Genomic DNA, 12928 nt, shown 5'->3' on the forward strand with positions numbered 1-12928 from the left:
AAATGATTAAGGAGCAACATAACTTAGAGTGAGGGGATAATTTTATGAAAATATTATATACTGAAAGTTTATCAAAACATTATGGAAAAGGAGAAAGCCTAGTAAAAGCTTTAGATGATGTAAATTTAGAAATAAATGAAGGTGAATTTGTAGCTATAATAGGTAAATCTGGTTCTGGAAAAAGTACATTATTACATATGATAGGTGGTCTTGATATACCTACATCTGGCAAGGTATACATTGATAATAAAAACATATTTACATTGAAAGAAGAAGAACTTGCCGTATTTAGAAGAAGAAAAATAGGCTTTATATTTCAAAGTTACAATTTGATTCCATCTCTTAATGTGTGGGAAAATGTAGTATTACCAATAGGTCTAGATGGAAGAGCTGTGGATGAAAACTTTATAAGAGACCTTTTAAAATCTTTGGGACTTGAAAATAAACATGATGTTTTACCAAATACATTATCAGGAGGTCAACAACAAAGAGTAGCAATAGCAAGAGCTTTGGCAACAAGACCAGCTATAATACTTGCTGATGAACCGACTGGAAACTTAGATTCTAAAACATCAGATGAAGTTATGAGTATACTAAAGTCCATGTCTAAGAAATATAGTCAAACTTTAGTTATGATAACTCATGATGATAGTATAGCTCAAATGGCTGATAGAGTTATATTTATAGAGGACGGCAAGGTATCAAAGGTTGGTGACAAAAATGATTAATACTACTAAAATAGCAAAAAATAATGTAAAACAAAATAAATCAAAAAGTATATTAATAATAATCACTATAATACTTTCAACATTGATGCTTTCATCTATAGGTATTTATATTGTCGATACAAGAGAATATCAAAAGGAAAATACAATAAAGTATGCAGGAAATTATCAAGGAGTATTAGCAAATGTAAATGAAAAACAAGCTGACATATTAAGTAATCACGCAGATATTGAGCTAACTGGAAAAATGAATGGAGTAGGTGTTGAGAAACTAGAAGATGATACAACTATTTCATTATCATATATGAATGAAGAGGGCTTAAAATTAAATAATTTTGAATTTATAAAAGGAAAATTACCAACAAAAGAAAATGAAATAGTACTAGATAGTGGAGCTTTAAAAGCATTAGGTCATGGTCAAAAATTAGGTGAAAAAATAAAAGTAGCTTATGATGATTATAAAAGCGACAAAAGAATGGAAAAAGAATTTATAATAACTGGAATCTTAGAAACTAGTGAAATATATGAAGCAGGAAAGTATTATTCTGCTATTATATCAGAAACATATATGAAAAATACTAGAGATATGTCACAAGAAGATTTCAATATATATGTTAGATTAAAAGATAAGAGCGATTTATCTATAGAACAGGCAAAAGAAAAATTAAATAAGATTGCTAATGATATAGGATTAGATACTAATAATGTACTTGTAAATGAAAATTATATAAATGCTTTAAAACCAGATATGGAAACAATTATGGGTGGAGTTTTTATAGGCTTAGTAATTGTATTATCTAGTATTTTGGTAATATATAATATATTTTACATCTCAATAGTTACCAAAGTTCAAGAATTTGGAAAACTTAGAGCAATTGGTGCAACTAAAAAACAAGTAAAAACGATAGTGTTTAAGGAAGGCTTTATATTAGCTGGGATAGCAATACCAGTAGGAATAATTTTAGGCTATGCACTTGCAAATATTATAATAAAATCATTTATGGATGTAGATGTAAAATCATCACAATTACCAGTGTTATTATTAGTTGTGGTAATAAGTTTTATATCTGTTGTTTTATCACTTTTGAAACCAATGAAAGTAGCTTCAAAAGTATCTATAGTTGATGCAGTAAGATATACTGGAAATGAAATAAGTGGTAAAAAGAATAGAAAAGGGCATAAAAATATAAATTTAAAGAACTTATCAAAAGCGAATTTAGAAAGAAATAAAAAGCGTACTTATATGACATTGACATCTCTTATATTAAGTGGAACTATATTTATAACAGTATCGACTGCTTTAGAAAGTTTTAACGCTGAGAAGATGGCTAGAGAGCATTTCCCTTATGATATAGAAGTTAGATTTACTGGATATGAAATGAATAGCGACAAGAATCCTGAAAATAATTTGAATATTCTACAAATGAATAATCCATTAGGTAAAGATTTTTTAAATCAAATAAAGAGTATAGAGGGAGTCAAAAAAACTGAATTAGGAAACTCTGTAAAAATTGGAATGGAAGATTATAATGTTGAATTTGAACATGACCTTTTACAGAGCATAAACGAAAATGATGTGAATTCATTAAATAAAAATCTAATAGATGGAAAAATAAATTTTGAAAGGTTACAAACAGGAGATGAAATAGTCATTACTCACCTTGATACAGCAAAAGAAATGGGTGTAAAGGCTGGAGATAAAATAAAATTAACTCTATATGATGGAGATAAAGAGATAAAAAAAGAATTTAAAGTTCAAGCAATAGCTATGGGAACTCCAAGTTTTGGGATAGGAAAAGATTTTATAGATAGAACTTTGAAATATGATACAACAAGTACCATTGGAATATATACTGAAGAAGGAAAGTATCAAGAAGTTAAAGACACTATAAAGAAAATTGCTAAATCTAACGGATATTTAGAAACGGATTTTATAGATAGTAGAATCGAATCAAATAAGGCTACAATCTCATTTATAAAAATAATGGGCTATACTTTAACTGGTATAATAGGTGTTATTGGATTTATGAATCTTGTAAATACAATGATAACTAGTATAGTTACTAGAAAAAAAGAACTTGGGATGCTTCAAGCAATTGGACTTACTAATAAGCAATTAGTAAAAATGCTTAATTCAGAAGCTATATATTACACTTCTAGAATGATGATAGGAAGTATCGTCTTTGGAGGTACGTTAGGATACTTTGCAGTTGTATTTTTAAGAAAAACTGGATTATCATATGCAACATACGCTTTACCAATAGTACCAATTTTATTTATGGTTGTATTTATCCTTATAGCTCAATTTATAACAACTTACTTAATAGGAAGAAGTTTTAACAAAGAATCTCTTATTGATAGAGTAAGATATAGTGAATAAAAATGTATAGAAAGCTATATTTAATTTTTAAACAGAATTAGAGAAAATATAAAAATAGAATTAAATTAGGTTGATAATATATACAAATACAGGGCAAGTGGCTTAAATGTTCATATGTCCTGTTTTTTGTCGTTTTTATTGTTATAAAATTCTTATCAATATAACTTATCAATTTAAGTGGTAAGTGATAGTGTGTTTAATGTTCAGAAGATTGTTATCAGAAAAAATGTATAGATTTAAGTAGTAAATAAGAGTATGTTTAATATTCAGAAGATTGTTATTAGAAAAAATGTATCGGTACAATTTTAAAAAAACTTAAAATTGTACCATAAAAAATGAAAATTTTGTATAATAATCGTATAGAAAATAAAAAGGAGCTGATATATATGAATAATAAAATCAATTATGCACCAGGACCAACAGAAACTAGAGAAAATGTAAGATTAATAAGAGCAGAGAAAACAACTAACCCAGATATAGATGTTGATTTTGTTGAATTTTATAAGAAGACATGTGAAAAATTTGGAAATATAGTTGGTACAAAGAACGATATTTACATATTAAGTGGTGAAGGAATATTGGGACTTGAAGCAGCTTGTGCATCACTGACTGAGAAGGATGATAGGGTTCTTGTAATTGACAATGGTATATATGGAGAGGGATTTAAAGACTTTGTAAATATGTATGGTGGGGAGTATGTGCTTTTTTCAAGTGAATATACAAAAAGTATAGATGTTGATGAGCTAAGAAAGTTTTTAGAAAAGGATAATGATTTTAAATATGCAACAGTGGTTCATTGTGATACTCCAACAGGTGTATTAAATGATGTAAGTAAGATATGTCCACTATTGAAGGAATATGGAATCTTAACTGTAGTTGATTCTGTAGCAGGTATGGTGGGAGAAAGGTTAAATGTAGATGAATCTAAAATAGATGTAATATTAGGAGGTTCTCAAAAAGCTATTTCTGCACCTGCGGGTCTTACTATAGTTGGTATAAGTCAAGATGCAAAGAATTGTATAAAAAATAGAAAAACAGACATAGTAGGTTTTTATTGTAATTTAAGTATATGGGAAGGATATTATGAAAAAAAATATTTCCCTTATACAATGCCAATAAGTGACATAATGGGTCTTGATAGAGCATTAGACAATATACTAGAAGAGGGTGTAGAAAAGGTATTAAGTAGACATGAGAAAATAGCTTCTAGTGTAAGACAAGCTGTTAAGGAATATGGTTTAGAATTATTTTTAGAAGAAGGATATTCTAATACAGTGACAGCAATAAAAATACCTGAAAGTATAGGAGCATTAAAACTTACTGATTATATGCTTAAAAATTACAATACACTTGTTGCAACATCATTAAATCAATATATGGATACTATTTTGAGAATAGGTCATATGGGGGAAAATGCTAATCTTGATAAAATAGTTCACATATTAAATGTATTAGATAAAAGTTTAAAAGAACTAGAATTTGATGCAAATGGAAGTTTAATAGATTTATTTAATAAATATTATTTTTAGTCACAATATAAAAGGGGGATACGGTATGGAAGCTACAGCTAAACAGAAGTTTACAACAAAAGATTTGGTGGAAACTTCACTATTAATAGCGTTGGTATTTGTTGCAACTAAATTTATAAATATAAGATTGCCAATATCTATAAATGGAGGTCTTGTACATTTAGGAACAGCAATGTTATTTATATCAGCAATAGTATTTGGAAGTAAAAAAGGTGCTTTATCTGGTGCTATTGGGATGGCTCTCTTTGATTTGATATCTGGGTGGACTCTATGGGCTCCATTTACATTTATAGTCAGAGGTGTCATGGGGTATTTACTTGGAAAGATTGTATGGGCAAATGGCAAGAATGGAGAAAATTTTTTGATTAATGTAATAGGAGTAGTAGTTTCATCAATTTGGATGTTGTTTGGATATTATGTAACAGAGGTTATACTTTATGGTAATTTTATAACTCCACTTACTTCAATACCAGGCAATTTAATGCAGGTATTAATAGGTCTTATAATAGCACTTCCTATTTCTAAAGCATTAAAAAAATGTATAAGTTAGATATAGAATAGATTAAGTTTTTGATAGGATAAATTATATTGTATAATATTAAGATAGAGTATATAATGATAAAAAAATTTAGGATAGAGGTTAATTACGATGTTATCAGTTACAAGGTATGCAGTTAGAAATGCTCGTTTAAAACCCTGGGTAAAGTTTATTTGGTATCTTGAGACAAAATCAAATATATTGCTAAATAATAAGTTATTGCCTACAGATAGTGTAGATATTATCATTAATCTTTCTGATGTTATGGAATATAAGATTGAAAATAAAAATTATAATGCAAGTAATATACATTTTAATGGAATAAGAGATAAACATGGATTTGTTATTCAACGTGGAAATATACGTGTTATGGGTATTTCTTTTTATCCATTTGGGCTTTATCCATTTTTAAAGATACCAATTTCAGAGTTTAAGAGTCAAATTGTTGATTTAAAACAAGTATCAGAAGGTTTTGTTGGGAAATTGGAAAGTACATTAAATCAAATATCATCAATAGAAGATATAGTTTTACATTTAGAAAAAATATTAGTATCTGTACTAGATGAAGATTTAGTTGCAAATAAGATGGTAAATCTTCTGGATTTATTTATATATAATAATCAATATAGCACTATAAAATTGTTTTGTGATGATATGAACATAAATATTAAAACGTTAGAAAGAGCTTGTTTAAAATATACTGGATATACACCTAAAACACTAAGGAAAATATATAGATTTAAAATGGCAAGCAATCAGCTCATTTATAACTCTAAAAATAATGACTTAATTGACCTGATTTATGAAAATGAATATTATGACCAAGCTCATTTTATTAAAGAATTTAAACAGTTTTCAGGAGTATCGCCAATTAAATTTATTAATGAGCATAAAACTATTAAAGAAAATACAAAGTATAACTATTTATAATTATATTGTCGATTTTTTACAATACCTTTAATTTACTTCTTGTTATGATGTAAGAAATATAAATTGGAGGGTTTGTATATGAAAATTATTACAGAAATAGTAGAATTTAATGTGGAAGAGCATTTATCAAAAGATGCATTTGTAGAGATTGTAAATGATTTAGAAATAAATTTTCACTCTGTTCAATCGGGATTTATTGATACTGAGCTTTTATATGACGAAAAAAATCAAAAATGGATTATGATACAACACTGGGATTCTATGGAAAATCTTAAAAGTGCTTCTAGTAAAATGTTTAAAAATATATCTACTGAAAAATTTAGAAATGCTTTAAAGACACAGACTGTTAAGATGAATATAATGCCACAAATTAAAAATTGGAAGTTATAATGTCAGATGTAAAAAATAATTAAGTAGCAAGAAAATAAATTAGCCAAATAACATTTTGTATCAAAATCAAAATTGTTATTTGGCTTTTAGTAGTTATTTATCTAGATAGTATTATTTAAAAGTACTATTGCTGTGCGAGATGCAATAGGTATTTTAGAAGATGGAGGAGTAGAAGTAAAATAGATATCGTAGTCTATTAAGTTTTCTGGTCTTGTTTTTCCTCCAAATTCTATCATATCAGTACTTAATACTGTCTTGTATTTTTTGTCTTGGAACTTTGATATGTCTACTGATTGCATCAGATTAGGATGAAAATTAAATATAAATAAATATTTATCCTTACTGTATACTAAAAGTTTTTTCTCATTATCCATATGTACAAGTTCATAGCTATTCTGTGTAAAAATATCACTGTATTTTGTAAGTTCAAGCATAGATTTATCAAAGTTTAATAGTTGTTTATATTTTAAGTTATCATTTTCTGAAAGACTCCATTGTCTTCTAGCATATTTATAACTCCAATTGTTTCCTTCACGTGGAAAATCAATCCATTCAGGGTGTCCAAATTCATTTCCCATAAAATTTAGGTATCCTTCACCAGCTAGAGAAAATGTTGCTAATTTAATTAGTTTGTTTAGAGCCATAGCTCTATTAATAATATGATTATTTGAGTTTATTTCCATATTCCAGTACATTTCTTTATCTGCTAACCAAAATATAATTGTCTTGTCACCAACTAATGCTTGGTCATGAGATTCACAATATCCAATGTTTTTTTCACCAGGGCGTCTAGTAGTAAGCTCGTGCCACATTTTGCCTAAATCCCAATTTTCATCATAAGAATTTGAAATAGTCTTTATCCAAAAATCAGGTACTCCCATTGCTAATCTATAGTCAAAGCCAATTCCACCATCTCTTATAGGTATACACATTCCAGGCATTCCACTCATATCTTCTGCAATGCTTATTGAATTAGGTTTGATTTCTTTTATTAGTTCATTTGCAAATTGAAGGTATGTTATAGCTTCCATATCTGTGTTTGTACTGAAATACTTTTTATAGCTGTCAAATGAAACTCCAAGACCATGGTTATGATATAGCATTGAGGTTACACCATCAAATCTAAAACCATCAAAATGATACTCATTTAGCCAAAATTTTATATTTGAAAGTAAAAAATGAATTACCTCAGGTTTACCGTAGTTAAAGAGCTTTGTTCCCCAAGCAGGGTGATTACCTTTTGAACCTGAATGGAAAAATTGATGCTCACTTCCATCAAATTCATTTATTCCCTCTAAAGTATTTTTTACAGCATGAGAGTGAACTAAATCTAACAAAACAGCAATTCCCATTGAATGAGCTGTATTTATAAGATTTTTTAAGTCTTCAGGTGTACCAAACCTAGATGAAATTGCATAAAAGTTTGAAACTTGGTATCCAAAAGAAGCATAATATGGATGTTCCATGATAGCCATAAGTTGAATAGTATTGTATCCAGCTTTCTTTATCCTAGGAAGTATGTTTTCAGTAAATTCATTATAAGTTCCAATAGATTCTTTTTCAGTAGCCATACCTATGTGACATTCGTAGATTAAAGGAGAAGTTATGTTTTTTAAGTCAAATTCATTATCAGTCCAACTAAATCGAGTTTTTGGTTGCCATATCTGCCCATTAAAGTTACCAGAATCTTTTTGTATTACCCTCTTTATGTATAATGGTATACGGTCAAATATTTCACCATTTGCAGTGACCTGTACCTTCACCTCGGATTTATGAGGTAAGCTGTTTTTATCAGGTATGAAAATTTCCCAATTACCAGAATCTATTTTTTTTAGAGGATGGGATTTTCTACTCCAATTATTAAAGTCACCAATTAATGATAAACTATCTGCATTTGGAGCCCACTCTCTATAAAACCATCCATCATTTGTTTGATGGAATCCATAATAAAGATGACCATTTGCAAAAGAACTAAAATTTTCACAGTTAGTTAATATTTTTGCTTTTACATCTTCATAGTGTTTCATTCTTTTTTTTATGTCAGACTCGAATGGTTGTAGGTAAATATCAACATCTAAAATTTTAAATCTTTTTTGACTTTTCATTTGATTTCCCCTCCATAATAAATATTATATTTTAATAAAATAATACTTATCTCATACTATCTTCTCTATATAATTGATATATATTATATAATCCTAATAAAAAGCTTAAACCACCAATAATTAGTTTCATAATTTACCTCCTTAGTATATTTAAAAATATACTTATATATCAGATTCATCAAAATTTAAAAGTTTATTTAAAACTCTTTTAATAATATCATAATCAAAGCCTTTATAGGAAAGATGTTGAGAAATTTTTTGATATATTTTCTTTTTATCTTCTTTTTTTACTCTCTCATATCTTTTTTTTGCTAGATACATGGCATTTTCAAATTCAGTATCTTTGTCTAATTCTGATACTGCTTCATCAATTGCACTTCTCTCAATACCTTTATTGTATAAATTTTGTTTAATTCTGTTTTTACCACATTTGTTTAAATTAACGTTGGTATTAACTATTTTCTGAGCTAATATATTGTCATTTACAAGATTATAATTTTTAAGAAAATCTATAACTCTATCAATTGTATCTTCCTCAAAATCTGCTGATAGTTTTTCTTTCATTTTTTTTTCAGACTGGTCAGCACGAGATAAAATATTTAATGCTTTATTTTTAGCTTTTATATACATCTCATCATCTAAAATAGATTTTAATTCCTCTTCATTTACTTCATTTCCTTTTTTTAAATTAAATGTATAAACAAGTTCTTTAAATATAGCAATAAAAAATTTATCATCAACATAAATATTTACTCTATCATCATTTCTTTTTTGTTGTTCTATTTTTGTAATTATACTCATAATTCCTGCTACTCAAAATATGGTCAAATATATCCATATCGAGATTTTTCCTTCTTCACTGAACCTCGCCTTGCCTAAGCTACTACGATTTGGTATAGTTCTCCAAAGGCTTAAATTCCGAAGTTAGCCCTCCGTACATATATAAGTACTTTTAAGCCACGTGTGGGCGAATCACTTTGATTTTAAGCTATCTTATATTTTTTAGCATTTTTAAGATTAAGACTTGCATTTAAATCTCTATCAATAGATAATCCACATTCACATTTGTACACTCTATCTTTAAGTTTTAAACCTTTATTAACCTCTCCACATTGGCTACAAGTCTTTGATGATGGATACCATCTATCAGCTACTCTAAGTTCTATATTATTTTGTTTGCACTTAGCAGTTAGTTTAGTTCTAAATTCAAAGAACTTTTGACTTGATATAGCCTTTGATAAATGCTTATTCTTCATCATTCCACTAACATTTAAATCTTCAATAGTTATATAGCTTGGCTTTTGCTCTGTTACCTGAAATACTGTTTTATTAATATAATCAGTTCTTATATTAGCTAATCTTTGATGAATTTTTTGTACTTTGGCTATCTGTTTTTGGATATTTTGACGAGTAGCTACTCCTTCTTTTATATTTTTATTTCTTACTTTTAAACTCTCATATTTTCTTGAAAGTTTTCTTTGCTCTCTTTTTAATTTCTTTTCAACTTTTTTGATAGTTGAAGTCTTATTTATATTTTTAAATTTACTTCCATTTGAACATATTGCAAAATCTTTAATTCCTAAGTCAATACCTATTCCTTCATTAGTACATTTAGATACTTGAATATCATCTTCCTCAACTAATATAGATACATAGTATCTATTAGATTTTTGACTTACTGTACCACTTTTAACTATTGAATTTGTTGGTATATATCCAAATTCTTTTAGTCTTACCCAACCAAGAGTAGGTATTTTGACCCTATGCCTTTCAATAGTCCAATCAGTTTTGTTATTCTTTTTCTTGAATTTAGGAAAACTTTTAGTTTTTTTAAAGAAATCTTTAAAGGCTTTATCTCCATTCATAATAGCTTGTTTTGTAGCCTTAGAAGATACATCTTTAATCCATTTCATATCTTGATTATTAGGAATATATTCATTGTTTAACCATTTAGAAAAATCCATACCGCTTATAAATTTACCTTTACTCTCATAAACTTCTTTATTGTGAGCAATATAGAAGTTATATATAAATCTACTAACACCAATCGTTTGATGTATTTTAGATTTTTGTTCAGTAGTAGGATTAATTTCTATTTTGTATGCTCTTTTCAACTTCTTCATCCTCTCTAATCTTTTTCTTGTATTTTCTTAATCCATATATGCGACAACTAAAACTATGAAGTATTGATATTATATCTTGAACTAATTCTTCTTGTGGTGAAAGACTTTAATTATTTACAACTATAATATCTACATTGAATTTACCTAAAAATCTCTCAAACCATTCATATCCAAATCGAATGAATCTATCTTTATGAGTTACAATAATCGTATTTACCTCATTAGTCATACAACTATCAATTAGTTTATTCCACTTTTTACGATTATAATTTAGTCCATTTCCACAATCTTCAATAACTTCATCTACTATTATTCCTTTAGCATTTGCATATTGTCTAAGAAACTCCACTTGATTTTTCAAATCATCTTTTTGATTAGAAGTTGAAGTTCTTGTATAAATAACAATTTTTCTATTTACCTGTTCTTTATGTATTCCTTTATATTCTAAATATTGTTCATAAGTATAGTATCTTCTATCTGTTGGAGTTTTAAAAGCCTTTAACTTCCCTTCAACATCCCAACGTTGCAGAGTTCTGACTGAAATATTAATTAACTCTGCAAACTTTTTTGGTTTATAGTTATTGTTTTTCATATAATCACCTCTTGACTATGATTTACTATAAATAACTATATTTGTCTATGTTTTTATTAACTAAAGATAACCTCCTTTTTTATATGTAATTATATTAACAAAAGTAACTAATAAAATTTAATAAAAAACTTATAATTATACGTTATATTTAATCTAAATTAAGACAAAATAATAAAAAGTTGTTTTTATTAAAAAGTTAAGTGAAACTATGTTAAATAATTATTTTTTAAAGTGTTTTTTACCATATAAATATGATTATATACCAAAAAAAATAATTTATAAGCTTTAAGAAATAAAAAATAATGGTACAATAGTATTATAACATTAAAAGGAGACAAAATATGAGAAGTAAAAATCTAGTTCAGAAGGCAGAATTGAAAAATACTGAAAAACTAGAGAAATTTAATCGCCATAAAGGCAAAATCAAAATAGGTATATTAGGAGGTACTTTTGACCCTATACACTATGCTCATTTAGCAACAGCAGAGTTTATTAGAGATAAGTATGAAATTGACAAAATTATCTTTATACCATCAGGAAATCCACCACATAAATTAGGTATCACTACAAATAAGTATGATAGATACAATATGACACTTCTAGCAACTGAAAGCAATGAAGATTTTTTAGTTTCAAAAATAGAAATCGAAAGAAATAAAAGGACTTATACAATCGATACATTAAAATATTTAAAGAAAAAATACAAAAATGCTGATATTTACTTTATAACAGGGGCAGATGCTATTTGTAGTGTTGAAGAGTGGAAAGATGTAAAGCAAAACTTTGAGTTAGCTACTTTTATAGCTGCGACTAGACCAGGTATTAGCTTATTAAGGTCACAAGAAACTATAGAGAAACTGACTAAAAAATATAATGCTGACATTATAACAGTTTATGTTCCATCATTGGATATATCATCCACATATATAAGGGAACAGCTAAATGAAGGCAAGTCTATACGTTACTTAGTACCCGAAAATGTAGAAAATTATTTGTATGAAAATAAACTATATCAATATGGAGATGATTAAATGAACTTAGAGAATATTAACCAAAGATTAAATCAAATGCTACCAGTAGGGAGGCTTAGTCACTCAAAAAATGTTGCAGAATGTGCTGTAAAATTGTGTGAAATTTATGGATGTGACAAAGAAAAAGCTTATATAGCGGGGATGATTCATGATTGTGCGAAATACTTAAGTGATAAAGAAGTAGAGGATTATGTTAATAAGTATGAAATATACTTAGACCCAATAGAAGATGGAAACCGCTCTCTATCTCATAGTGTGATAGGGTCATACATATGTGAATATGAGTTTGGTATAGAAGATGAAGATATTATAAATGCAATTAAATACCATACAACAGGAAGAGAAGATATGTCTCTTTTAGAAAAAATAATTTACATAGCAGATTTAATTGAAGAAGGAAGAAAATTTCCAGTTGTAGATACATTGAGAGAATTAGCCTATGAAGGTAAGCTTGACGAAGCACTTTTAACTTCATTTAATAATACTTTAATGTTTGTCATTAATAAAAAAGAAGAAATACATCCAAGAACTGTTATGGCAAGAAACTACCTAATTAAAGAAAAGTTATTATAAAAATCTTATATA

11 protein-coding genes and 1 pseudogene are annotated in these 12928 nt (G+C 27.4%); 8 read left to right on the forward strand and 4 right to left on the reverse strand.

From position 1 onward, the window contains the following. The first annotated feature begins 44 nt into the window (after positions 1–44). The 6 genes from KGF36_RS00815 (at position 45) to KGF36_RS00840 (ending at position 6492) form a co-directional block, all read left to right on the forward strand. Positions 45–728 carry an ABC transporter ATP-binding protein gene (locus tag KGF36_RS00815; protein ID WP_227828151.1) on the forward strand — a complete coding sequence of 228 codons (684 nt, stop codon included), beginning with the start codon at positions 45–47 and terminating at the stop codon, positions 726–728. After that, on the forward strand, positions 721–3105 hold the full coding sequence (locus KGF36_RS00820; protein ID WP_227842105.1) for an FtsX-like permease family protein: 2385 nt from the start codon (positions 721–723) through the stop codon (positions 3103–3105). Before KGF36_RS00815 ends, KGF36_RS00820 begins: the two co-directional genes overlap by 8 nt. A 386-nt stretch (positions 3106–3491) precedes the next feature. Further along, positions 3492–4634: a pyridoxal-phosphate-dependent aminotransferase family protein gene (locus KGF36_RS00825; RefSeq protein ID WP_227854511.1), complete on the forward strand. Its 1143-nt coding sequence runs from the start codon at positions 3492–3494 to the stop codon at positions 4632–4634. Between the two features lie 25 nt (positions 4635–4659). Continuing rightward, positions 4660–5184 (forward strand): ECF transporter S component, encoded by a 525-nt coding sequence (locus KGF36_RS00830; protein ID WP_227854512.1) that lies wholly within the window; start codon positions 4660–4662, stop codon positions 5182–5184. Positions 5185–5283: 99 nt separating this feature from the next. Continuing rightward, entirely contained in the window at positions 5284–6102 is an 819-nt protein-coding gene (locus tag KGF36_RS00835; protein ID WP_227828155.1) for a helix-turn-helix domain-containing protein, read from the forward strand. Between the two features lie 78 nt (positions 6103–6180). Next, the gene (locus tag KGF36_RS00840) at positions 6181–6492 is read left to right on the forward strand and encodes an antibiotic biosynthesis monooxygenase (protein WP_227828156.1); all 312 of its coding nucleotides are present in this window, start codon (positions 6181–6183) and stop codon (positions 6490–6492) included. A gap of 101 nt (positions 6493–6593) precedes the next feature. On the opposite strand, the gene KGF36_RS00845 is transcribed toward KGF36_RS00840, so the two are convergent. The 4 genes and pseudogenes from KGF36_RS00845 to KGF36_RS00860 form a co-directional block, all read right to left on the reverse strand. After that, positions 6594–8597 carry an alpha-amylase family glycosyl hydrolase gene (locus KGF36_RS00845; protein ID WP_227828157.1) on the reverse strand — a complete coding sequence of 668 codons (2004 nt, stop codon included), beginning with the start codon at positions 8595–8597 and terminating at the stop codon, positions 6594–6596. Positions 8598–8759: 162 nt separating this feature from the next. Continuing rightward, positions 8760–9398 (reverse strand): recombination regulator RecX, encoded by a 639-nt coding sequence (gene recX / locus KGF36_RS00850; protein WP_227432519.1) that lies wholly within the window; start codon positions 9396–9398, stop codon positions 8760–8762. A gap of 182 nt (positions 9399–9580) precedes the next feature. Next, positions 9581–10711 (reverse strand): transposase, encoded by a 1131-nt coding sequence (locus KGF36_RS00855; protein ID WP_227854556.1) that lies wholly within the window; start codon positions 10709–10711, stop codon positions 9581–9583. Further along, a pseudogene (locus tag KGF36_RS00860) lies at positions 10683–11312 on the reverse strand (IS607 family transposase). The gene KGF36_RS00855 and the pseudogene KGF36_RS00860 overlap by 29 nt, the downstream one beginning before the upstream one ends. 341 nt (positions 11313–11653) lie before the next feature. Between KGF36_RS00860 and nadD the strand changes: the two are divergent. After that, positions 11654–12343, forward strand: a complete 690-nt coding sequence (gene nadD / locus KGF36_RS00865) for a nicotinate-nucleotide adenylyltransferase (RefSeq protein WP_227828158.1) — start codon at positions 11654–11656, stop codon at positions 12341–12343. Further along, positions 12344–12916: a bis(5'-nucleosyl)-tetraphosphatase (symmetrical) YqeK gene (yqeK, locus tag KGF36_RS00870; RefSeq protein WP_227432521.1), complete on the forward strand. Its 573-nt coding sequence runs from the start codon at positions 12344–12346 to the stop codon at positions 12914–12916. It begins immediately after the preceding gene. Positions 12917–12928 lie beyond the last annotated feature (12 nt).

The organism is Clostridioides sp. ZZV14-6009, assembly GCF_020658095.1.
GTDB lineage: Bacteria > Bacillota > Clostridia > Peptostreptococcales > Peptostreptococcaceae > Clostridioides.